Consider the following 24388-nt stretch of genomic DNA (forward strand, 5'->3'; position numbering starts at 1 on the left):
CCCTCTCTATGATGACAGCCCCTCTTAATATTCATAACAATTATTATTATTGTACATTAATTTCCATGCGGTGTAAATATCAGCTTTGTATATTTTGTTAAAAATCACTGTATTCCTTTACCACGCTGCTCCTATAGAATACATATAATTCCACTTGATTCTAATTATATGCTTAATTTGCCTTATATTTGGAGGCAATAGCTTCAAATACCTTGATTCCGTCAATTGCCGCAGAGGTGATTCCGCCGGCGTAGCCAGCACCTTCACCACAGGGATATATACCTTTTATACTGGCTTCAAAAAATTCATCCCGTTCCATTCGAAGTGGAGAAGAGGTTCTTGTCTCGACCCCGGCTAAAACCGCCTCTTCATTGGAAAAACCTTCGACTCTTCTCTCAAAAGCCTGAATTCCGTCTATTAGTGCAGTAGATACATATTCCGGCAGACACTCCCTAAGGTTTGCCAGATTATAATCACCTTTGGTATTAGGCGTTATGCTGCCAAAGCCGCTGCCTGCCCTGTTATGTTTGAAATCACCATAGAGCTGCACCGGTATACGCCCTTTTCCGGCTTCATAAGCTTTCCCTTCCCAGATCCTTTGAAATTCAACACCTATCATAGGATTCTCCTCAGCATTGACTCCTCCGTACATCTCATTAAATGCCTGTCCGTCTTTCAGTACCGTTTCCTTAAAATCTTGAGGAGTAACCGTTACGATCAAGGCACTGTTTGCATTCCTTTCATCTCTGGCATGATTACTCATACCATTTACTGCAAGGCGTCCTTCTTCCGAGGAAGCATTTACAACAAACCCTCCGGGGCACATGCAAAAGGAGTAAATTCCCCTGCCATTTATAGCATTGTGGGTCAGTTTATAGTCTGCAGGAGGAAGTTCTGTGTACCGGTTACCATACTGGTTCCGGCTGATAAGGATCTGTGGGTGTTCCATACGAAGTCCAATGGCAAAGGATTTCGGTGTCAGTTTCATTTTCTTCTCCCAAAGAAGCTTAAAGGTATCCCTTGCACTGTGTCCTAAAGCCAGTACCAGACAATCACAGGGAAGAAATTCCTCATGGTTTAGTTCTACTCCTGTTATCGTTCCTTTTTCAGTCTGTATATCCGTAAGGCAGGTATTGAACCTGACTTCACCTCCAAGGCTTTTTATTTCCTCCCTGATGGCTTTTACCACGTCTCTTAATTTATCCGTGCCAATATGAGGTTTGTTAAGGTATAAGATTTCCTCCGGTGCTCCATGCTCGGCAAGAATCTTTAGAACTTCCTGATTTCTTCCCCATTTGTCTTTAACAAGGGTATTCAGCTTCCCATCAGAAAAGGTTCCTGCTCCGCCTTCACCAAATTGCACATTTGACTCTTTATTGAGCTTTTCACTTTTCCAGAATTCTTCAACTGATTTAACACGGCTGTCAACCGCTTCTCCACGTTCCAGGATTATGGGATTGTATCCGTTCCTTGCAAGCATTAACCCACAGAATAATCCGGCAGGACCAAATCCGGCTATAACAGGTCGTGAGGAAAGCTTATTTAAACCGGAGGGTTTAAAATCATATCCGGCGGCTTTTGCTATGGTTACGTTTGGTGCCTTCAGTTTTGCAAGTTTTTTCTCTTCAGCTGCTATCTGTACCTCTACCTGATAGACATAAAATATATCTTCTTTTCTGGCATCAATGGATTTCTTTGTTATAACAAGCTGTTGTATTTCCTGCTCTGTTATCTTTAAGGTTTTTGCCGCCAGTTTATATAAATCCCCTGAACTATGACCGACTCTTAATTTTAACTGGGATATTTGTAACATTATTTACCTCTTTTTTCTGCCCTAAGGAGCTGCTTATATATGAGTCCCCGCCGCATGACCGCTGGACCATGCCCATTGCAGGTTATACCCACCGCAGGTACCGTCAACGTCCACAATCTCCCCTGCAAAGTAAAGTCCTTTTATTAGCTTTGATTCCATGGATACAGGATTAATTTCCTTTGTGTCAATTCCCCCTGCCATTACCTGGGCATGTTCAAAGGAATGTGTGTCTGTTATGGGTACTTTCCATTCCTTTAACTGATTCACAAGCTGAGTCAGCTGAGAATCTTTTATATCCTTCATCCTATGGTAAGGATCTAATTTGCTCTCCTTTATTGCAACATAGGCAAGCTTTTTGTTTAGAAGTCCCAGAAAAGCTTCCTCCAGGGTTTCTTTCGCATTACGCTTTAATCTGAAATACAGCATTTCTTTTAATTCTTCCTTCGAAAGAAACGGGAGAAAATCAAGTACTGCTGTTACTTTACTGCCTCTGCTAAGCGCTTCTGCTGCATAACGGCTTATCTGCATTACCGGAATTCCGGACAATCCATAGTCAGCAAGTAAAACCTCACCTTTTTCAAATGCTTTCATCTGTTTATCAATAAACAGTCTGACTTCTGCTTCTGTTCTGACACCTGAGAGTGTCTTAAAGTATTTCTCTCCTGATTTTAACTGTACAAGTGCCGGTAAAGGTGTGAGAATGTTATGTCCTAATTCACGGGCGATTGAAAGGCCGCTCCCATCCGAGCCATGGGCAGGAGCTGCCTTCCCTCCTGCTGCCAGGATAATTCCCTCTGCCTGGTATTTTCTATCCGCCATATAGATAGCAAGATTCTTATCGATTTTCTGCACATGTGCATTACATTCAATCGTAACACCGGTTCTCTCCGCTTCCAGTAATAACACCTCAAGAACAGATGCTGCCTGTCCTGAATTAGGGTACAGATATCCATTCCTATCCAGGGGATATATGCCAATCTCCTTAAAAAAATCAACGGTAGCATTAACATCAAAAGCCCTTATAACTTCCCCGGCAAAAGCCGGATTACTGCTGCGGTAGCACTCTTCCTTCTGAACCAGATTGGTATAATTGCATTTCCCATTACCTGTTGCAAGAATTTTCTTCCCCGGCTTGTCCTTGTGTTCCAGTATCGTGACCTTTTTATTTCTTCTTGCAGCACAAATAGCTGCAAAAAGTCCTGAGGCTCCTCCTCCGACTATATATATTCCACTCATTGGCCATGCCTCCTGTCTTTACTATATAGAATCAAAATACTTTTCTATTGTCTGTGCCGTATATTCAACATCCTCTGCAGTATGAGCTCCTGATAGGAACATAGCCTCGAATTGAGAAGGTGCCGCATAGATTCCGTTCTCTAACAGATACTCAAAAAATACTGCATAATCCTTTACTCTGGCAGTTAAAGCACTGTTGTAATCTCTTATTTCTCCATCTGCAAAATAAATACATAACAAGGAACCGATAGAATTCACTCTGATGCTTTCTTTACCTGCAGTCTGGATTCTGTTCTTTAACAGCTCTCCCTTCGCTGCCAGTTCCTCATATAACCCCTGAGAACTCTTTAGCAGCTCGAGGGTCTTAATACCTGCAGCTGTTGACAGAGGATTGCCGGAGAGGGTACCAGCCTGATATACCGGTCCTAAGGGAGCTATTTTCTCCATGATTTCTCTTCTTCCGCCATATGCCCCTATAGGCATTCCGCCTCCCACGATCTTACCCAAAGATGTAAGGTCAGGTTTTATATGGAAATATTCCTGAGCACCGCCTAAAGCCAGTCTGAAACCGGTAATTACCTCGTCAAATACCAGAAGGCTTCCGTTATCCTCTGTTATTTTCCGCAGAAAAGAGAGGAAATCCCCTTCCGGAGGTACAACACCCATATTGGCTGCTACCGGCTCAACAATTACTGCAGCAATCTCTCCTTTATATTTATGAAATAATTCTTTTACTCCTTCTGTATCGTTATAATCAGCCAGAAGAGTATGTTTCGTAAATGCTTTTGGCACTCCAAGACTATCCGGCAGAGCCTGGGTTAATAAGCCGGAGCCTGCTTTTGCCAAAAGTCCGTCTGAATGACCATGATAGCAACCGGTGAACTTAATAATCTTTTTACGTCCCGTATAACCTCTGGCAAGCCTGAGTGCGCTCATAACTGCTTCCGTTCCTGAGTTTACAAGTCTCACCATTTCCATTGAAGGAACGCATTCCTGAATCAATTCTGTAAGGCGTATTTCACGTCTGGTGGGAGCACCAAAGGTAAGCCCGCAGGCTGCTGCTTCTCTCACGGCCTCCACCACCTCTTCTCTGGCATGTCCCAGAATCAGCGGTCCGTAGGAACCTACATAATCTATAAATTCATTACCGTCTGCATCATAAATACGACTGCCCTTTCCTTTCTCAATAAACAGCGGGTTACGATTCACCTGACGAAAAGCCCTGACAGGACTGTTGACTCCACCGGGCATATATTTCAGCGCTTCTTCATAAAGCTTCTGCGATTCCTGATCTTTCATACTTTATACCCCTTGCATATCGCAGGCTGGCCTGCGATACTGCCACAAATAATAAGGAGTGAAAGAACCTCTATGTGGCATCCTTTCAATCTATTTATTTTCTTTCACTCTGTCAAACATGCCGATGCGGTATGCCCTCCTGCGTCGTTTCTGTCTTTCTGCCTCCATTAATCGCTGACAGGGCACATAATCTCCTCCTTCACACTTATACCAGATCACTCACTTAACCACCTGGCAGCATCAAGTGCATGGTAGGTTATAATAATATTGGCACCTGCCCGTTTCATTGCCATAAGGTTCTCTAAGACCACTTTTCTCTCATCCAGATATCCAAGTGCCGCAGCAGCTTTTACCATAGCATATTCACCACTGACATTATACACCGCAACCGGGTAACCCGTTTGTGCTGCTGACTGAACAACATCCAGATAGGCAAGTGCAGGCTTTACCATAATAATATCTGCACCTTCCCTGATATCATCTTCTATCTCTCTCACAGCTTCCCTGCCATTGGCATAATCCATCTGATAAGTCTTTCTGTCTCCAAAGCCCGGAGCAGAGTGCGCTGCCTCTCTGAAAGGAGCGTAATAACCGGAAGCAAATTTTGCACTGTAGGCCATTATAGGAGTATTCACAAAACCTTCTTCATCCAACGCTCCCCGAATGGCCTCAACATGCCCGTCCATCATATCAGAAGGTGCTATCATATCAGCTCCTGCCATTGCACAGGTTACCGCAGCTTTTGATAATAATAACAGAGTGTCATCATTGATTACCTGTCCCTCTCTTACGATTCCGCAATGACCATGGTCAGTGTATTCACAAAGACAGATATCAGCAATTACCGTCAGTTCACTGCAGTTAACTTTGATATACCTGATTGCCCTTTGAATGATACCCTCTTCGTTATAGGCTTCGCTTCCAATCTCATCCTTATGCTCCGGAATCCCAAACAGTAATACACTCTTGATTCCGCAAGCTCTGACTCTTTCCAGCTCTTCTCCTAATCTGTCTATGGAGTATTGATAGATTCCCGGCATGGAGTTTATGGGATTCTTTATATTATTTCCTTCTATTACAAATATAGGATATACCAGTTCTGCTATTCTTAAGCTGTTTTCCTGCACCATAGCCCTGATATTTTCACTTACTCTTAATCTTCTTCGTCTGATCATTCTGCATCCTCTTTATTAACAGCATAATCCCTCACTACAGTCTGTACAAGTGAGGATATGCTTGTTTTCTCTGCCTGTAATATTTCTGAATTACCAAGGGCTTTTAATCTGTCCTTGGTAGCCTCACCCATACATACAAGTTTAGCTTTAATGGATCTTTTCAGATTCTCCGGCAGTTCATGATAAAATTCTTTCACTCCCAGGCTGCTGGCAAATATAAGATAGTCTGCATCCGAAATCTCTTTTAGGACTCTCTGTTTCTTATATTCCTCCGGAACCAGGCTATATAAAGGAAAGTCCTCGAATACTACATGATTATTCTTTAGTACGATTGTCATGTCTCCCGATGCATTCCCTGCCCGAAGAAGTAATAATCTGTCCTGTTCTGTCAGAAATGGAAGCAGTTCTCCTGCAAGTGCCCCACCATTGCCTTTCTCTGAAACATAATCCGGCGTAAAGCCAAAACTTGCTATAGCATCGGCTGTTCCCTGTCCTACCGCAGCAATTTTAAAAGCTGCTAAACGTCTGAAATCTATTTTTTCTTCCTTTAATGCATCAAAAAATATCTGAACTCCATTATTGCTGGTAAATATAAGCCAGGTATACTCAAATAATCTGGAAATAAGTTCTTTAAATTCCAATGATTTGGTATGCTTTTTAACCGTCAGAAAGCCAAAATTTATCACTGCTGCATCCTCTTCCCTTAAGGCATCTGAGAGCTTTCTCACAAAGCTTTCTGTTCCGGTTATACCAATTCGAACACCGGACAGGCTGCCTTTCCTGCCGGATAAGAAACGATATGCTGCTGTTTCACCAATCACTATAACGGCAGGTGCCTTTATATTTCTGCCGCTGGCTATTTCAGAGATGGTCCCCAAGGTTCCTCTGACGGTTATCTGATTATCCCTGGCGGCATTTGAAATGACTGCAGCCGGAGTATTACTGTCCTTGCCTTCTTTTATCAATTCTGCAGTAATGGTCTTAATGCTCTCCATACCCATGAGAAAGATTAAAGTTCCCTCGACTTTCGCAAGGTTTTTAAAATCCCAGTCTTCTTCCTCCTTGTCCCGATGACCGGTTATTACATGAAAGCTCCTGCTTACGTTTCGGTGGGTAACAGGAATTCCGCCCAGTGCCGGGGCTGATAAGGATGAACTGATACCCGGTACCACTTCAAAGTCGATGCCGGCTTTCTGCAATGCAAGTATTTCTTCTCCGCCTCTTCCAAAAACAAAAGGATCGCCGCCTTTTAATCGAACGACTTTCTTTCCTTCCTCTGCTTTTCGTACAAGTATACGATTAATATCCTCCTGAGGGACAGAAATTCCTCCCGGAGTTTTGCCAACATCAATTTTTTCACAGTTTTCCGGTACCAGGTAAAGCAGCGACTCCGGTATCAGTCTGTCATATACCACTGCCTCGCAATTCTTTAAGAGCCTCTCACCCTTTAGGGTTATAAGCTCAGGATCACCAGGCCCTGCACCTATAAGATATACTTTCCCTTTGGCATTTTTATTTCCATCCATCGTCACTCCTCCTATTCCGGCTGTATTAAGCTTGCTCTTTTTAATTCATCCGTCACTTCACCTGCCAGAATAATTCTATCCTTTGATAATCCTGCTTTTTTAACACGAATGGCCTTTTCACCATTACCAAAGATGGCATGGATTGTCATGTTCTCTTTCTCTATTTCCGCATAGACACCTAAAGGTGTAGTACAGTCGGCTCCAAGGAGTTTAATGACTTCTCTTTCAGCTTCGAATGCTTCTCTGGCTTCTTTATCAGACCAGCTGCCTAATAGATCACATAATGCCTGTTCTGTTCTTCCCTCCACAGCTATGATTCCCTGTCCAGCTGCCGGTATAAAGCTTTCCGGTTCTAAATACTTAAAATCATACTCCGAAAGATTATCTGCCTGCAGTCTCTTAAGTCCTGCTGCTGCCAGCAGCAGCCCCTCATATTCACCTGCTGAAAGTTTGCCAAGTCTGGTGTTTACATTCCCTCTGAGTTCCCTGGCAACATAAGGAGTATCCGCTTCCAGCTGAAGCTTTCTTCTGGGGCTTCCGGTTCCAATAACCGCCTTCTCCTTAAGAGCTTCACCGGCACGGGTAACCAATACATCCCTTGGATCCTCTCTTTTAGAGACACCTATAATATCCAGCCCTTTCGGAAAGGATAAAGGCAGATCCTTGGCACTATGTACAGCAAGATCAATATCGCCCTTTAACATGGCCTCTTCAAGTTCAGCTACAAAAGCTCCCTTTCCTCCAAAATGAGTAAGTGCTACGCTTTGAATTCTGTCTCCCAGTGTACTTAAGGGAACAATCTCAAACTCCAGATCAGGCCTAAGGCTTTTCAGCTCTGCTATTACTGTTTCTGTCTGGACCAGTGCAAGTTTACTCTTTCGTGTTCCTACCCTGAGCTTCTTCATCCATACACCTATTGCATACCGCGGATATAATGCGGTACTGCCACTATTAAAAAGAGTGAAAGAATCTCTTTGTGGCAACCTTTCCTATCATTATTTTCTTTCAATCTAACGTAGATGCATAACGCTAATTGATTTGCGTCATTGCCAATATAAGAAATACGGAATGTTAATTAAATCAGAAAGACAATTTCTACCCCTATAAATATATTATATTACATATACAATTCCAAATTATCTTATTTTATGTCACTACTGTCCTGATGTAATTCTTTTTTCATTTCTTCAATGATATCATAAATGTCTTCTTCGGTAAGATTACCTTTTTTCTTCTCACCGATTTCTGCCATTCTTATATACACCTGTTTTCTTTCCCGTTCTGTGTGAAATTCACTTTTGACCAGCTTTCTGGCATTTCCCATTTTATCTGATAAGAGTCCTATATAATCCGGCAGGTTCTTCTCCACCGTCTTTTTAATCTGCTGTGTCAGCACCGGACTGTTACCGGAGGAGGTGATTCCCACCGTAATGGATTTTTTCCGCACATAAGCTGGAAAAATAAAGCTGCATTCTTCTTTTACATCCACAACATTAACCGGTATTCCTTTTGTCTTGCAATCAACAGAAATCCTTCTGTTCAGTTCTTTATCATCCGTTGCTGCAATTACCAAAAAGGCTTCCTGTAAATCCTCTTCTTTATAGTCTCTCTCTATTATTTCCACTAAAGGTCTATGATTAGCTTCCAGCTCTATAAATTCCGGAATAATTCTGCTTGCAACAATTGTCAGACCGGCTTCAAAGTCAAGTAAAGCAACAGCTTTTCTAAGGGCTACCTTGCCACCGCCGATTATAAGACATTTTTTACCCCTCAGCTCTACAAACATAGGAAAATACGCCATTACCGGTCCCTCCTTTTGCCGTATGGCTTTAGTTCCTCCGCCGCAAGCTCCAGGCTCCTTAGGAGGGTTTCAAGCTCTTCTCTGTTGACATGACTTTTCATATGGTATAACAAGGTTTCTAAGGAAGTCTCTTTCAGATTACCCTTAATTCGTTCAAGCTCAGGTAAAAATCCATGAAATATCACTGTCTTCAAGAACTCATCTGTTCTTTTATCTATAATCTTACGAGCGATTACAGCTTCTTCTTCTTTCACCTTATTATTTTCCTCTGCCAGTTCCTCAAAGTAATCCATATCTATTAATTGAATTCCTTCCATACCTCTGATGTCCTTATCAACATCTCTTGGAACAGCAAGATCTATAAATAATCTTTTCTTCCTATCAGTCAGGGCGTTTTCAAGCTCCTTAAAGGTAATGGTATAATGAGGGCTCTGGGTAGCACTGATAATAACATCCGCGTCTTTTATTGCCTCGTACCGGTCCTTGTAGTCATAATATTTTATCCCTGTAAACTGAGTTTCGACATCATCTCCTGACATGTGATTTCTAACAGTACCTGCTATAGCAATACCCGGTGTTCCGTAAAGATTCTTCATCACGATGCTTCCCATCTTACCGGATATGCCTATTATCAGAACCTTTTTAACCTGCAACTCATCTGCCTGAAAGGTTATAACTTCCTTGGCGGTTAATGTTCCCACAGAAACCGGAGTTTTTGACAGTCTGGTTTCTGTCTTTACTGCTTTTGAACAGGAAATTGCTTCACGAAACAGGGTATTTAACAGATACGAGGTATTTCCGCCCTCATATGCCTGTCCATAATCTCTCTTTACCTGCCCAAGAATTTCATCTTCTCCCATCACCATAGAATCCAGGCCACTGGCAACGGTCATCAGATGCTTTACCGCTCCTTCTCCCTCATAACGGAGAAAATATTTCTTTAAATCCTTTAGATCCAGACCTTTATACGCAGCCATCAGTTCCATAGCCCTGTCAGCTGCTGCTTTATCCCCTGTAACATATATTTCTGTCCGGTTGCAGGTAGTTATTAATACACACTCCCCGATATTTTCTTCTTTCTTAACCAGGCTTAAGTACTCTTCTTTTTCACTTCCGGAAAACGCAAGCTGTTCTCTGATATCTACCGGAGCAGTTTTATGGCTGATGCCTATTTGATATATATCCATACTAATTCCAATCTGTGTGCCGGGCACACCTTTATCTCTGGCCAATTAAAGCTCTGAGGAATATTATATCATAACGCTATTCACCTTGCAAACACGTGAGAAGCCATGCGCTGCCTTAATGTGATTACCGCAATGCCAGAGCCTGCCGGCTTACCGTTCCATAAATTAACATATTCTTGACAAAAGAAAGCTTTTAGCATAAGATATCAGTTAGACAACATACATAGGCCATTATCACTATAAGAGTTGTATTAGATGAACTTATTATTCTCTCTAAAAATAAAAAGTAAAGAGCTTAAATGCAGCTTATACCGCTTTATTAAAATGTACAAGTACTTAGTTCAACCTAATATTACTAAGAAAGGAGCAAAGGATGAACACATTAGTTGTTTTCTATTCTCTGGAAGGAAACACCAAGATCATTGCTGACATCCTGGCAGAAGAATTAGATTCCGATTGTATAGAGTTAAAGCCGGACAAAGAAATACCCAAAGGAGGTTTAACCAAATTCTTTTGGGGTGGAAAGAGCGTTCTTTTCCATGAGAAGCCCAAACTGGTAAATGACCTGCCGGATTTATCCAATTACGATACAATTTTTATCGGAACTCCGATCTGGGCAAGTTCGTATTCACCTCCTATCGCTTCTTTTCTGGAGCAGGTGTCCATAAAAGACAAGCAGCTGGCCTTCTTTGCCTGCCATGCAGGCGGTGGTGCAGATAAATGCTTTGACAAACTGGCCGCAGAATTAAAAGACAATACCGTAATTGGAACCATCTCTTTCGCAGATCCTTCCAAGGAAGAAAAAGATAAAGTTAAATCCCAGGTTAAACGCTGGCTTCACGAAATAACTTAGAAATAGAGCAGGCAACGATGGAACCCAAAAAGTAAAACAGCTTCTATCAAAAAAGGCTTACACCGACGACCATAAGTCATCTGTGTAAGCTTTTTTATCTGAATTTTATTAGAGAAAATTAAGCTTTTTCACTTGCTGCAGAACATCACCTTCTCTGAAAGGCTTCACAATAAATCCTTTGGCACCGGCACGGATGGAATCATTGATCATTTCTTCCTGTCCCATGGCCGATACCATTATAACCTTACAGTTCTTGTCAATTCTTTTTATAGTCTGAAGGGCTTCTATCCCATCCATTCCAGGCATTGTTATATCCATCGTCACAAATTCAGGTTTCAGCAAAAGATACTTCTCTACAGCATCTCTTCCATTAGAAGCTTCACCTACTACCTCGTAGCCATTTTTCTCAAGTATATCTGCCAATACTTTTCTCATAAATATAGCATCGTCAGCAATTAAAACTTTCTTCATGTCCCCTCCGATAACCTGCTTAACTTGATACCTTTAGAGGTATTTTCTCATTTAAACATGTTTTATATACTAACGAACTACAATATTATAAATTTTATCTTTAACATATATTTCTTTCACTATAGTTTTTCCTTCAAGGAATTGAGTAACGGTTTCGGTTCCCATTACTTTTTCCTTTACAGTATCCTGTTCTTCTCCCCTATTTATCAATACTGTAGCTTTTAACTTACCATTTACCTGAACAGCTATTTCCAACTGACTTTCTATGGTTTTCTCTTCTTCCCATATCGGCCAGGTAGTCTCAAACAGATTACCTTCAAAGCCAGCCAGGCTCCAGAGTTCTTCTGTCATATGAGGTGCTACAGGATTTAACAGGATCAGGAAGGTACGGTACTCAGCCTTCGTTATTTTACCAACCTTATTAAAATCGTTAATTAAGGACATTAATGCAGCAACAGCCGTATTGAATTTGAGGCCTTCAAAGTCCAGGCTGACTTTCTTAATGGTCTGATGCATCTTAATCTCTAATTCTTTTGAATATCCCTTCTCTTCGGTTACAAGATCCTGCAGCTTCCATACTCTCTCAAGGAATCTACGGCAGCCCTTTACACCATCATTAGACCAGGCAGCACTTAATTCAAATGCACCGATGAACATCTCATAAGTACGAAGTGTGTCTGCACCAAATTCATTTACGATATCATCCGGGTTAATTACATTTCCTCTGGATTTGGACATCTTCTCACCGTTCTCACCAAGAATCATACCATGGGAGGTTCTCTTTCTGTAAGGTTCCGGCTCACTGACTAATCCTAAATCATAAAGGAATTTATGCCAGAATCTTGAGTATAAAAGATGAAGTGTGGTATGCTCCATACCGCCGTTGTACCAATCAACAGGCAGCCAGTAATCCAGAGCTTCCTTGGAAGCAAAAGCATCCATATTGTCAGGATCGATATAACGAAGGAAATACCAGGAGGAACCTGCCCACTGAGGCATGGTATCTGTCTCCCTGTGAGCATGTCCGCCGCAATTAGGGCAGGTAGTCTCAACCCAGTCTGTCATACGGGCAATAGGGGATTCACCATTTTCTCCAGGTTCATAGCTTTCTGTTTCAGGCAGCAGCAGCGGTAATTCACTTTCAGGAACGGGCACAAAACCGCATTTCTCACAGTGAACCAGAGGAATAGGTTCTCCCCAGTATCTCTGTCTTGAGAATACCCAGTCTCTTAATTTAAAATTTACGGTCTTCTTACCGATCCCTTTTTCTTCTACCCACTCAGTCATACGTTTCTTGGCTTCTGTAACCATTAAGCCATTTAAGAAATCAGAATTAATTAATTTTCCGTTATAATCAGTAAAGGCTTCCTCTTCTACGTTACCGCCTTCAATTACGGGTATTATAGAAAGCCCGAATTTCCTGGCGAATTCCCAGTCTCTTGTATCATGTGCAGGAACTGCCATAATAGCACCCGTTCCGTAGGTCATAAGGACATAATCAGAAATCCAGACAGGTACTTCTTTCCCTGTAACAGGATTAACAGCGGTAATTCCTTTGACCTCAACACCAGTTTTGTCTTTGGCAAGCTCAGCTCTTTCAAAGTCTGATTTCTTGGCTGCTGCTTCTCTGTAGGCAGTAACTTCTTCCCAGTTCTCGATATTGCTCTGGTATTTATCCAATAAACCATGTTCGGGTGAGATTACCATATAAGTAGCACCAAATAAAGTATCAGGTCTTGTGGTAAAGATCTTAAGGGTTTCGTCTGCTCCCACCAATTTAAAATCTATTTCGGCACCTTCTGAACGGCCAATCCAGTTCTTCTGCTGATTCTTGATACGGTCTGCATAATCTACCAGGTCAAGATCATCGATTAAACGGTCTGCATAAGCAGTGATCTTTAACATCCACTGACTCTTAACCTTGTGTACGACTTCACTGCCGCAGCGTTCACACACCCCGTTTACCACTTCCTCATTTGCAAGTCCAACCTGACAGGAGGTACACCAATTAATTGGCATCTCTGCTTTGTAGGCCAGCCCTTTTTCAAATAATTTAAGGAAGATCCATTGTGTCCATTTATAGTAGTTCGGATCTGTTGTGTTGATCTCTCTCTCCCAGTCAAAGGAATAACCCAGAGACTGAAGCTGTTCTTTGAAATGCTTTATATTATTATCCGTTACTATCCTTGGATGAATTTTATTCTTGATGGCATAATTTTCAGTAGGAAGTCCGAAGGCGTCCCAGCCCATAGGGTATAGCACATTATAACCTTCCAGTCTTCTCTTCCTTGCAATGATATCAAGTGCAGTATAAGGTCTTGGATGGCCTACATGCAGTCCCTGTCCTGAAGGATAAGGAAACTCAACAAGGGCGTAGTATTTTGGCTTACTTTTGTCTATTCCGGTCTTAAAAGCATTGCTCTTTTCCCAGATGTCCTGCCACTTTTTTTCAATTTTCTTCGGTGAATAATCCTCTGTCACGCTAAATGACCTCCTAAAATGTACTATATTTTTCTTAATTATACACATTATTTATTATTTTAACAACACTAAAACTTAATTTCTGTTTTTCTTTTAGGAAGTAAAAATTATGTGGGACTGGGTGTTATTATTAATTTTAAGTATGGAGATGTATGAAAAGATTTGGATGGTGAAAGGGACAGGTTCTAACAAGGGGACGGCAATTAGCAGAACCTGGAAAGAATTCATGCACTCATTCCAATGTATAAGAAGTCCTAATTTCTCTGATGCTTTTGTGCTGGACATAGCCTCAAACAGATAACTCGCTTCGCTCAGACAATCTGTTTGAGGCTATAGCACAAATGCTTCAGAGAAAAGGACTTCTAATACATTTCCATAGGCGCATTCATTCTTTCCAGGTTCTGCTAATTGCCTGAAATGTTGAAAAGACAGGTGCATCGATACTCAGATATTAGTGTGATAATTTTAATAGATGGTTTAAGAGCTTTATATATGGCTGTTTTTTTCGATATATAGCTTAAGGGCTTTGATAGCCAGAACCAGAGTATAGATAAAAAGACTGTATAAAGGAATACTTATAAAAGTGACAATTAATAACATAAATAAGGATAAAAAAGGCATTTATATTCTCCTTTCATTTTCATATAGCTCCATTCAGGCCAAATAACTACTTACATATTCGTTATGTATTATTTAAAATGATTATCGAGCATGCTGAAATATAATTGATTTATTTTATCACATAGCTCATAATCTGCTTTATAGCCTTTTTCTATGTTAATAATATAGAACGGATTACTTGCTGCAAAATCTATATTTGAGGAATCTTTCATATTTAGTTGAAACATTAAAAACTTGCACCCGGTATAGTCCTTAAATTCCTGAGTTCCTTTCCCCTTTAACTCTACCCTTTTAAGATAACTTAATAATTGTATCTTTTCATCTTCAGACAAAACTTCCTTTTCTAAAGGCAAGGAATATATTGTGATTGACTCTATTTGGGATATTGGCAGATTTCTCATAGGATATAATCCCAGATTATTGTATATAAACCAGGCCAGTATGATTACTGTTAAAAGAACTACCAACATTCCAGCTATTAATTTACTATGATATGAATTTTTCATTAAACAGTTATTCCTTTACATCAATTTACAATTAATATATAGGATTGCTTTATGATTGTCAATGGATTCCATTCTTATTAAAACTTAGTAAAGGCTTGATTGATATGAATAGAATATATATAATAAATCAAGAAATACTGTAAGTCATAACACAGAACCTAAAGTTTTGTAACAACTACCATAAGAAAGATGAGGCACTATGAAGATTTATGAATTCGATGCTTTACTTATAAAACATGAAACACTTAACTCAGCTTATATTGAATTTCCCTTTGATGTGGAACAGGAATTCGGTACCAGGGGACAGGTTAAGGTACTGGCTTATTTTGACGGTTATGAGTACAGAGGTTCTCTGGCTAAAATGGGGCATTCCTGCCATTTTCTTGGGTTGAATCAGAAGGTAAGAGAAGCTATCGGTAAAAACCCCGGAGATACCATTCATGTAAAATTACAAAAAGATGAGGCAGAACGTATTCTTGAATTACCGGAGGAATTTGAGAAGCTTCTGGATAATGAAACGAAAGCGGGGGATTTTTTTAAGGCACTTTCTTACAGCAATCAGAAGAAATTTACGGATTGGATTATCAGTGCTAAGAAAATAGAAACCAGAGATAAAAGAATTGAAGAAGCAATCGAAATGCTTCGGAATGGCGTAAAGAAATAACACAAGCGGCTGTTGCATTATTATATATTGCAGCAGCCACTCTTATATTATGAGTATCTTTTTGAGTATCTTTTGTTACAACCCTATGTTATTAAATTACGCCTTTTTGCAGCATGATATTGGCATATAAGGCCTTCTCTCCTGTTGCCACTATTGCATAGGCCGTTCTTGCGGAATCATAAAAGGCAAATCTCTCCATTTGCCCAATGGTATCGCTGCCTCTGGCATCATGCTTTTCTACAATTGTCTCATAGGTGTTCCAGATAGGAGTTAAAACAGTATCACCTTTTACTTTTTCCATTAGTGTTACCGGTTTTTCAACATAAGTATCCAGCGGGAAAACCGTGAGTATGGCATCTAAAATCTCTGGTACACCATGGCCGTCTAAACGTATTACAATACTGTCCTTACCCATTGACTGGGCCGGAAAATTACCGTCTGATATTACTATTCTGTCACTATGCCCCATCTCACAGAGAACCTTTAACAGTTCCGGAGATAAAATTGGCGGAATCCCTTTTAGCATAATTTATTCCTCCTTAACCTGTTACCGCCTTATAGCGTTGGTATGCAGCCTCCCAGCTTTCCTGTTCCATTGGCTGATAAATACTGATTTCTGCGGACTGACCGATAATGCTTCTTGCTGCTGTAAGGTTTTCTATTTCTCCTGCAGCAATTAACTGAAGGGCTATGTTTCCATAGACCGTAGCTTCCGAAGGTCCGGCAACCACTTCTTTCTTACAGGCACAGGCAGTCATCCTGCATAGTAATTTACTGTTGATTCCTCCACCTACCATATAAAGTCTGTCATAGGTCAAGCCGGTACAATCTGCTATTTCCTCCATCACCGTCCGATATCTGAAGGAAAGGCTTTCATTGATGCAGCGCACGATCTCTCCCGGTGTTTCAGGAACCTTCTGTCCGGTCTTTCTGCAATATTCCCGAATACGCTCCGGAAGATTTCCGGGCAATGCAAATTCTTCACTGTCCGTATCTATAAAGCTCTGAAAAGCTTCTGTACTTTCAGCCATTTTCTCTAACTCTGAAAAGCTGTAGGAGGTCCCCTCCTTCTCCCACCAGCGTCTGCTCTCCTGAACCAGCCATAAACCGGTGAGATTTTTTAAATAGGATATCTTACCTCCGAAACCTCCTTCATTGGTGAAATTATATCCGGCGGACTTCTCATCTATCAGAGGACTATCCAGTTCTGTCCCCATTAAAGACCAGGTGCCGCAGCTTATAAACAGGAAATCTTTCTCTCTGGCAGGTACAGCAACCAATGCACTCTGGGTATCATGTCCTGCTACTGCTGTCACATTTATGGATGCTACATTTAATTCTTCTTTGATCTCATCTGTTATTGAACCAATAATAGTACCGCTGGGTATTATCTCCGGCAGCAGGGTTTCTGAAATTCCCAAGGCTTTTATAACTTCCTCAGACCACTTTCTCTCTTTCGCATCTAATAATTGTGTGGTAGAAGCTATGGAATATTCGGCATATCTTTTTCCTGTAAACAGATAGTTGAATAAATCCGGCATAAGCAGCAGAGTATCTGCTCTATCCAAAGTATCTTTATCAGATACCAGGGAAAGAAGCTGGAATGCTGTATTTATCTCCATCAGCTGATTACCTGTAATATGGTAAAGTTCCTCCAGGCTGATTCTTTCTTCCGCTGCCTTTAGCATACCTTTTGTTCTTAAATCCCGGTAATGAACCGGGTTCTCAAGCAGCCTTCCTTTTCCATCAAGGAGTCCGAAATCCACTCCCCAGGTATCTACTCCAAGACTGGTGATCTCACCCTCAGCCTTGGCTTTTACTAACCCCTGTTTCATTTCATGAAAGAGTCTTAGAACATCCCAATATAGAGTTCCTCTGATTAACACCGGTTCATTTAAGAATCGATGGATTTCCCTGATAGTAATCCTGTTATCTGAAAGTTCACCGACCATAGCCCTGCCGCTTGAGGCCCCAAGGTCAAACGCAATAACCTTCTTCATAAAACTCCTTCTGTGTACCATGACACACCATGATTCCTTTTACTTATACAAAGGTCCGAAATTCTGGCAGGCTCTGTAATCCTGTCCTTCCTTATCCATGCCGAAAGCACTCCATACCGCAGGACGGAAGATCTTTTCTTCAGGGACATTGTGCATATTAACAGGAATTCTTAAGATAGAGCACAAGGTTATTATATCTGCACCGATATGTCCATAACTGATAGCACCATGGTTGGCTCCCCAATTATTCATTACATCATAAGCAGAGGTAAATGCACCTTTACCCGTAAGTCTTGGAGCAAACCAGGTACAGGGCCAGGTGTAATCTGTTCTCTTCCACAATTTATCAGATACCTCTTCGGGCAGATTAACGGTATAACCTTCTGCCAGCTGAAGTACAGGACCTATGCCTTTTACCAGATTTATACGAACCATGGTTACCGGCATTTCACTTCTGGTCAAGAATCTGGAGGAGTAACCGCCGCCTCTGAAATATCCTGTATCTGCCGCATTCCAGGTAGTTGCCTTTAAGCAGGCTTCCTGATCTGCCTCTGTCATTTCCCAGAAGGGTTTCATTATACCATTGCCGTCAGCATCTTTTATCTCACCGCAGGCATCAATGCAGGCAGCACCGGAGTTAATCAGATGGATAAATCCTTTGGATTCTGCCGCAATACCTTCCAGTTCATAACCGGTAGCTTTCTTAACTGCCTCAGGACTCCAATAAGTCCTTACATCCGCAAAAATCTGAGGGGTATTGGTAAGAAGTTTGCCAAAGAGCATACCAACGCCATTTAAGGTATCATTTTCAGTAGCTAATATGTAAGGTTCTCTTGCACCCTCCCAGTCGAAAGAGGAATTCAACAAAGATTCCGGGAAATCACAATTGGGATAGAAATCCGTCCACTGTCTCTGCCCCTGGAAACCGCCTGCAATGGCGTTATGACCTACACTTTCTTCTTTTGCATAATCAGGCAGGTTGGGATTTCCGTTAAATAAGTCTTTTATGATACACATCATCTTAACAACAAATTCCCAATCCTTCTCTTTTTCTTCCGGTGATTTACGTAATTCCTCCGGATTCTTATCAAAGCCTTCCTTGCAGTGTTCTTTTGTCCAGGCAAGCGCTTTTTCATACTCAGCCTTATCATATATTTCTTCCATCATTCTGCGGATTATTTCAACTTCATCAACAGATTCCACTCTCATCCCTAAGTATTCTTCGAAGAAATCCGTGTCAATAATAGATCCTGCTATACCCATACAGATAGAACCGATCTGAAGATAGGATTTGCCCCTCATAGTTGCTGCGGCAACGGAAGCACGTCCGAAACGGAGCAGCTTCTCTTTTACATCCTCCGGTATCTCCGTGTCGGTAGCATCCTGGACATCATGCCCATAGATTCCAAATGCCGGAAGTCCCTTCTGTGCATGACCTGCCAGAACAGCTGCAAGATACACTGCACCGGGTCTTTCCGTACCATTAAAGCCCCATACTCCTTTTATTGTATTGGTATCCATATCCATGGTTTCGGAGCCATAACACCAGCAGGGAGTTACAGTCAGGGTAATGTCTACACCTGCCTTTTTGAATTTATCTGCACAGGCTGCTGCTTCTGCAACACGTCCAATGGTAGTATCCGCAATAATAACTTTCACAGGCTCGCCATTGGAATATTTGATATTCTCTTCAAATAGTTTTGCTGCTGCCTTTGCCATATTCATGGTCTGTTCTTCCAGAGATTCTCTTACTCCTAAGGCACCTCTTCTTCCGTCGATAGTCGGTCTGATTCCGATTACCGGATAATCCCCAATCAATCTGTTTTTAGCCATAATTAACCTCCTTCTGCCGCTTTTTTGCGGCATACAAATACTCACTATTCTCGCATGTAATATTGTAATTTCATTATACGGTTGCTGGTAATCAGATACTTGTGTTATAATAGCAAAAAATATAACGATATTCACATTGGAGGTTTTATGCAGAAACTGGGCTACAATGAAAGCAAACAAAGAGGAACCTTTGATTTTCCAATAGAATTCTATCATGTCGATCAGAATCATCCACAATACATAATGTCTTACCATTGGCATATGGAATATGAAATTATTCGTATTTTAGAAGGCTGCTTCGTTGTTACTCTGGACGAAAGGGAGCATTTGGCAAAGAAAGGGGATATCCTGTTTCTGAACAGTGGTACCCTTCATGGGGGTACTCCCACAGACTGCATCTATCAATGCGTTGTTTTTGACATGAACATGCTTGTGAAAAAAGATAACGCCTGTAATCGTTACATTAAAGAAATCATGAATCATACCTATCTGATTAATGAATATTATCCAGCTGCTCCCTCTGAGAATAAAATTAACAATTCAGAGAATTTAGATAATACAGAGAATTTAAATAACTTACAGAATATAAATGCCTTGCAGAATTTAAATGCCTTGCAGAATTTAAATGGATTACAAAATATGGATAACTCAAAAGACATGAATACCGTACAGAATATGAATACCTTACAGAACATGGATAGCTTACAGAACTTGACTACCATACAAAATATGAATACCTTACAAAGCATGAATGCCTTACAGAATATAAATCATACAGAGCAGCTTTTATTAAAGCAGCATCTGGACTGTCTTTTTGATACCTTAAAAGAAAAAGCCCCGGGTTATGAGTTAATTACCCAGGGACTTTTATATCTGATACTTGGAAGTATTACGAAAAACCATTATTATTCTACGGACTCCGAAACACAAAGAAACCACAAAAGAATTCATTTGATGAAACAGGTTCTGGAACTTATGGAGGATTCCTATCAAACCAGTCTGACCCTGGAGCAGCTTTCAAAAGCTGCCGGTATGTCTCCTAAATATTTCTGCCGTTTTTTTCAGGAAATGACTCACAAAAGCCCTTTTGAATATCTGAACAATTACCGTATTGAGAGAGCCTGCTGCCAGCTGCTGTCATCGGAGGACACCATAACTGAGATTGCCTATGCCTGCGGTTTTAATGATTTAAGTTACTTTATTAAGCTGTTTAAACGCTTTAAAGGTATCACTCCCGCCAAATACCGAAAACTTTTTTCTCTTCCTTTTAGCTGATGCAATTACCGATTGCAATATAATAAAGAAGCAAAGCAGTGCCGATAATACTATTCTTACCCACCAGCTGGATAAGGTTCCCTGGGTTGTTATGAGACTTGTAATGGTTCCTTTTATTAATACCCCGAATAAAGTTCCCACAACCGTACCCACACCGCCGCTAAGAAGAGTACCGCCTATAACAGCCGCTGAAATTGCATCCATTTCCATTCCTTTTGCCTGTTCCACAAAACCTGCACTGCTGTTAAGACAGAAGAGAAAACCACCAAGCCCTGCCAGAAAACCCTCCAGAACATAAGCCTGAAGTTTTGTTTTTCTCACATTAATTCCCATCATTAAAGCACTCTGCTGATTCCCGCCGATTGCATAAAGCTTACGCCCAAATTTCGTATATTTAAGCATTATAGTAATTCCCACTACAATTGCTATTGCAATTAATACTGTAGGATAGATATAAGCCGCCTGGTAGACACCCTTTTTATTTACAGTCCCAAAGGGCATATAGATCTTATAGTTGGCCCACTTCATAAATAAATCATTCTGAATTGATATCATCTCGGTACTGACCACTGCAGTCATACCCCGGCCAAAGAACATGCCTCCCAGTGTTACGATAAATGGCTGTATTTCCAGATAGGCTATCAAATATCCCTGTACCAGTCCAAAGAGAATTCCGATAACTAAAGCCATTGCCAAAGCTGTATAGGTAGTGGCCCCCTTTTTTTCCATGAAATAAGCTGCTGTCATGCAGACCAGGGCAGTAACTGAACCCACAGAAATATCAATACCGCCTGTTATCATAACCAAAGTCATACCGCAGGCTATCACGATAAGTCCTGCATTGGAAATAAAAAGATTTAAGAACATCTGAGGTTTCGCGAAGCCTTTATCCTGATAAAGAAGCATTCCGGCTGCATACATTACCAGAAAGAGTCCTATCGTTATAAATAAGAGGAAGGTATTGCTTTGAAGCTTACTTTTATTTTTAGATTTTACCATATTAGTAACCATGCCTTTCTTCCCTTTTTCGAAATGCATTCCGTTTATGGTTTCCCATGAATTTTCTGAAAACGGGACTTTGCAGCACTACTATGGTAATAACCACAACCGCTTTGTATACGGGCAGCTGGTCAGCGGATACATTCATGGCGTAAAGAGTAGTGGTCAGTGCCTGAATGGTATAAGCACCGATTACCGAACCTATCAGGCTGAATTTACCTCCGCTTAAAATATTCCCCCCTAAAGCTACTGCAAGAATAGCATCCATTTCCATATACAGGCCTATGTTATTTGCATCAGCTGAATAGATACGGCTGGAAGCAATTATACCAGCAAAACCTGCTAAAACACCGCAAAGTACATAAGTCAGGAATTTGATCAAAGAGGAGTTTAAGCCTACCAGTCTGGAAGCAGATGCATTAACCCCAACACTTTCAATATAAAGGCCAAGAGCTGTCTTTTTAACAACTACTGCAATAAGAATTACAGCTGCCATACTCATAAATACTGGTGTAGGTATGGGGCATTTTCCGATATAGCCGCCTAAAACCTTATAGCTGTCCACACGTATGTAGGTTATCTGACCCCTCGTAATTAACTGGGCTATTCCTCTGCCTGCCGTAAATAATATTAATGTAGCGACCATGGGCTGAATATGTAGTTTTGCCACCAAAAAACCGTTAAAGGCACCGCACAGAAGAGCTGCAGCCAAGGCTGCCAGCATAGCCAGAAGCAGTGGATTCTCAAAAATATTTGTGGATACCTTCCCACCGGAAAGAATCTGACAGCATAATGCCGCAGCCACAGCCATTACTGCCCCGACGCTGATATCCTGTCCGCCGGAGGCTGCTGTTACCAGCGTCATTCCGATTGCAAGTATTACCAGTTCAGAACCACGGTTTATAATATCCACCATATAACCGTAAAAAACACCGTTATTCATGGAAATCTGAAAGAAGGCCGGAGTTTTTAAAACATTTACCAGTAAAACTACTGCCAGGCATAAAAAAGGCATAAACAGCCGATGCCCCGTAAGGATTTTTATCTTATATCTCATCTGCCTTCTCACCTCCTGCAATGGTTTTCATGATAGTCTCCTGACTAAGTTCACTGCCGCTAAGCTCTCCTACCTTCCTGCCATCCCGCATTACGATCATCCTGGAACAGGTTCTTAGCATTTCTTCAATTTCCGAGGAAATAAAAGTTACAGCCTTGCCTTCCTCTGCAAGCTTTAATACCAGTTTTTGAATTTCGGTTTTCGTACCTATATCAATGCCCCGTGTAGGTTCATCCAGAATCAGATATTCCGGATTGGTCAGCAGCCATCTTCCCAGTATAACCTTCTGCTGATTGCCTCCCGAGAGATTCTTTATGGGAGTTTCCCTGTTGGCTGCCTTAATCTGCAGAATATCCATATATTTATCAGCTGCCTCTTCCATTTCTTTTCGGCTCATAGGTTTTAGCATACCCCTTTTTGCCTGTAAGGCTATAATAATATTCTCCCGCAGGGATAAGTCCTTAAGAATACCCTCTCCTTTTCTGTCCTCCGGTAAGTATCCCATTCCCAGCTTCATGGCATCAAGAGGTGAATTTATATTTACGGCTTTTCCATTCACTTTAAGCTTACCTCCGTCAGCTTTATCGGCACCATATACGGTGCGAACCAGCTCGGAGCGCCCTGATCCCAGGAGTCCCGTCAGTCCTATAACTTCACCTTTGTGTACAGACAGGTCAAAGGGTTTTATGCTTCCTTCATGTACCAGCTGTTCGGCTTCAATTATTGGCGTTTCTTCTCTTTTATACTCCGCCTGCTCCCCTTTTATATCTGCAAGCTCGTCAAAGTCTTTCCCCATCATCTTTGCCACTAATTGTACTCTGGGCAGCTGTTTTATCTCATATTCTCCAACCAGTTCTCCGTTTCTTAGTACAGTTATGCGATCGCAGACAGTATAGACCTGCTCCAGAAAATGAGTTACAAAGATGATACCTGTTCCTTCCTCCTTCAAGTGGTTCATTAATTGAAAAAGCCTCATTACTTCCTCTTCATCCAGGGAAGAGGTAGGTTCGTCTAAAATTAACACTCTGCATTTCATATCCATAGCCCTGGCTATGGCGACCATCTGCTGAATTGCAATGGAGCAATCCTTTAGGAGCTTTAAAGGAGACACCATGATGCCAAGCTTATTCAAAAGAAGTTCAGCTTTTTGATTTATGGTTTTCCAATGAATAAGACCAGCTCTTTTCGGTTCTCTGCCAAGAAATAAATTTTCAGCCACTGTAAGGTTAGGACATAAATTCACCTCCTGATACACCGTACTGATTCCGTTTTCCTGAGCTTCTTTTGGAGAATGAATGATGACCGGGTTCTCCTTTCCCTGCATATGTATTTCCCCTGTATCCAGCTCATATACACCGGTCAGAACCTTGATCAAGGTAGATTTACCGGCACCATTCTCTCCCATCAGCCCATGAATCTCCCCTTTTCGCAAGGTAAAGTTTACATGTGACAGAGCTTTTACACCAGGGAAACTCTTACTGATATCCTTCATGATTACAATACTCTCAGGACCCATTCTAACTTTTGCACCTGCTTTCGTTTACACTGGTACTTCCTTGCATACACTTAATTCAACACTCGCTGTTTACAC

Annotated in this window: 21 protein-coding genes; 3 read left to right on the forward strand and 18 right to left on the reverse strand. The window is 41.2% G+C overall.

The window, feature by feature from the left end; genetic code table 11:
- Positions 1 to 172: 172 nt before the first annotated feature.
- From BR73_RS0118625 to hemA, 9 genes are all read right to left on the reverse strand, one after another.
- Positions 173 to 1813: an FAD-dependent protein gene (locus BR73_RS0118625; protein WP_033166773.1), complete on the reverse strand. Its 1641-nt coding sequence runs from the start codon at positions 1811 to 1813 to the stop codon at positions 173 to 175.
- Between the two features lie 33 nt (positions 1814 to 1846).
- Positions 1847 to 3049 (reverse strand): NAD(P)/FAD-dependent oxidoreductase, encoded by a 1203-nt coding sequence (locus BR73_RS0118630; protein ID WP_033166774.1) that lies wholly within the window; start codon positions 3047 to 3049, stop codon positions 1847 to 1849.
- A gap of 21 nt (positions 3050 to 3070) precedes the next feature.
- Positions 3071 to 4348, reverse strand: a complete 1278-nt coding sequence (gene hemL / locus BR73_RS0118635) for a glutamate-1-semialdehyde 2,1-aminomutase (RefSeq protein WP_033166775.1) — start codon at positions 4346 to 4348, stop codon at positions 3071 to 3073.
- 90 nt (positions 4349 to 4438) lie between these two features.
- Entirely contained in the window at positions 4439 to 4567 is a 129-nt protein-coding gene (locus tag BR73_RS29670) for a hypothetical protein (protein WP_278248534.1), read from the reverse strand.
- Positions 4564 to 5523, reverse strand: coding sequence for a porphobilinogen synthase (hemB, locus tag BR73_RS0118640; protein ID WP_033166776.1), 960 nt, complete (start codon positions 5521 to 5523; stop codon positions 4564 to 4566). The genes BR73_RS29670 and hemB overlap by 4 nt, the downstream gene beginning before the upstream one ends.
- Positions 5520 to 7049: a uroporphyrinogen-III C-methyltransferase gene (gene cobA, locus BR73_RS0118645; RefSeq protein ID WP_033166777.1), complete on the reverse strand. Its 1530-nt coding sequence runs from the start codon at positions 7047 to 7049 to the stop codon at positions 5520 to 5522. Before cobA ends, hemB begins: the two co-directional genes overlap by 4 nt.
- Before the next feature lie 11 nt (positions 7050 to 7060).
- Positions 7061 to 7954: a hydroxymethylbilane synthase gene (gene hemC / locus BR73_RS0118650; protein ID WP_033166778.1), complete on the reverse strand. Its 894-nt coding sequence runs from the start codon at positions 7952 to 7954 to the stop codon at positions 7061 to 7063.
- Between the two features lie 236 nt (positions 7955 to 8190).
- Positions 8191 to 8850, reverse strand: coding sequence for a bifunctional precorrin-2 dehydrogenase/sirohydrochlorin ferrochelatase (locus BR73_RS0118655; protein ID WP_033166779.1), 660 nt, complete (start codon positions 8848 to 8850; stop codon positions 8191 to 8193).
- Positions 8850 to 10082 (reverse strand): glutamyl-tRNA reductase, encoded by a 1233-nt coding sequence (gene hemA / locus BR73_RS0118660; RefSeq protein WP_051685312.1) that lies wholly within the window; start codon positions 10080 to 10082, stop codon positions 8850 to 8852. Before hemA ends, BR73_RS0118655 begins: the two co-directional genes overlap by 1 nt.
- 328 nt (positions 10083 to 10410) lie before the next feature.
- Here hemA and BR73_RS0118665 point away from each other — a divergent pair, with 328 nt between their 5' ends.
- A complete protein-coding gene (locus BR73_RS0118665) occupies positions 10411 to 10890 on the forward strand; it encodes a flavodoxin (RefSeq protein WP_033166780.1) in 480 nt (159 codons plus the stop codon).
- A 108-nt stretch (positions 10891 to 10998) separates the two neighbouring features.
- Here BR73_RS0118665 and BR73_RS0118670 read toward each other — a convergent pair whose 3' ends face one another.
- The 3 genes from BR73_RS0118670 to BR73_RS0118685 form a co-directional block, all read right to left on the reverse strand.
- On the reverse strand, positions 10999 to 11361 hold the full coding sequence (locus tag BR73_RS0118670; RefSeq protein WP_033166781.1) for a response regulator: 363 nt from the start codon (positions 11359 to 11361) through the stop codon (positions 10999 to 11001).
- A gap of 69 nt (positions 11362 to 11430) precedes the next feature.
- Entirely contained in the window at positions 11431 to 13842 is a 2412-nt protein-coding gene (leuS, locus tag BR73_RS0118675) for a leucine--tRNA ligase (protein WP_033166782.1), read from the reverse strand.
- Between the two features lie 689 nt (positions 13843 to 14531).
- A complete protein-coding gene (locus BR73_RS0118685) occupies positions 14532 to 14969 on the reverse strand; it encodes a hypothetical protein (protein ID WP_033166784.1) in 438 nt (145 codons plus the stop codon).
- Positions 14970 to 15168: 199 nt separating this feature from the next.
- Between BR73_RS0118685 and BR73_RS0118690 the strand changes: the two genes are divergently transcribed.
- The gene (locus BR73_RS0118690; RefSeq protein ID WP_033166785.1) at positions 15169 to 15633 is read left to right on the forward strand and encodes a YdeI/OmpD-associated family protein; all 465 of its coding nucleotides are present in this window, start codon (positions 15169 to 15171) and stop codon (positions 15631 to 15633) included.
- Between the two features lie 91 nt (positions 15634 to 15724).
- On the opposite strand, the gene BR73_RS0118695 is transcribed toward BR73_RS0118690, so the two are convergent.
- Genes BR73_RS0118695 through BR73_RS0118705 form a run of 3 tightly spaced genes read right to left on the reverse strand, consistent with a single transcriptional unit; the run spans position 15725 to position 19466 of the window.
- Positions 15725 to 16159: an RbsD/FucU domain-containing protein gene (locus BR73_RS0118695; protein WP_033166786.1), complete on the reverse strand. Its 435-nt coding sequence runs from the start codon at positions 16157 to 16159 to the stop codon at positions 15725 to 15727.
- Between the two features lie 13 nt (positions 16160 to 16172).
- On the reverse strand, positions 16173 to 17633 hold the full coding sequence (locus BR73_RS0118700) for a rhamnulokinase family protein (protein WP_156034764.1): 1461 nt from the start codon (positions 17631 to 17633) through the stop codon (positions 16173 to 16175).
- A gap of 39 nt (positions 17634 to 17672) precedes the next feature.
- Positions 17673 to 19466, reverse strand: a complete 1794-nt coding sequence (locus tag BR73_RS0118705; protein WP_033166788.1) for an L-fucose isomerase — start codon at positions 19464 to 19466, stop codon at positions 17673 to 17675.
- Between the two features lie 147 nt (positions 19467 to 19613).
- On the opposite strand from BR73_RS0118705, the gene BR73_RS27610 reads away from it, so the two are divergent.
- Positions 19614 to 20741 (forward strand): AraC family transcriptional regulator, encoded by a 1128-nt coding sequence (locus BR73_RS27610; RefSeq protein WP_051685313.1) that lies wholly within the window; start codon positions 19614 to 19616, stop codon positions 20739 to 20741.
- Here BR73_RS27610 and BR73_RS0118720 read toward each other — a convergent pair.
- From BR73_RS0118720 to BR73_RS0118730, 3 genes are read right to left on the reverse strand one after another with little or no spacing between them, the layout of a single operon-like run.
- On the reverse strand, positions 20655 to 21740 hold the full coding sequence (locus BR73_RS0118720) for a sugar ABC transporter permease YjfF (RefSeq protein WP_081848794.1): 1086 nt from the start codon (positions 21738 to 21740) through the stop codon (positions 20655 to 20657). The two genes, BR73_RS27610 and BR73_RS0118720, sit on opposite strands and share 87 nt — an antisense overlap.
- 1 nt (position 21741) lies before the next feature.
- Positions 21742 to 22797 carry an ABC transporter permease gene (locus tag BR73_RS0118725; RefSeq protein WP_033166789.1) on the reverse strand — a complete coding sequence of 352 codons (1056 nt, stop codon included), beginning with the start codon at positions 22795 to 22797 and terminating at the stop codon, positions 21742 to 21744.
- Positions 22787 to 24313, reverse strand: a complete 1527-nt coding sequence (locus tag BR73_RS0118730; protein ID WP_033166790.1) for a sugar ABC transporter ATP-binding protein — start codon at positions 24311 to 24313, stop codon at positions 22787 to 22789. Before BR73_RS0118730 ends, BR73_RS0118725 begins: the two co-directional genes overlap by 11 nt.
- Positions 24314 to 24388 lie beyond the last annotated feature (75 nt).

This window comes from Clostridium sp. KNHs205, from assembly GCF_000702945.1.
Classification (GTDB): domain Bacteria; phylum Bacillota; class Clostridia; order Lachnospirales; family Lachnospiraceae; genus Anaerocolumna.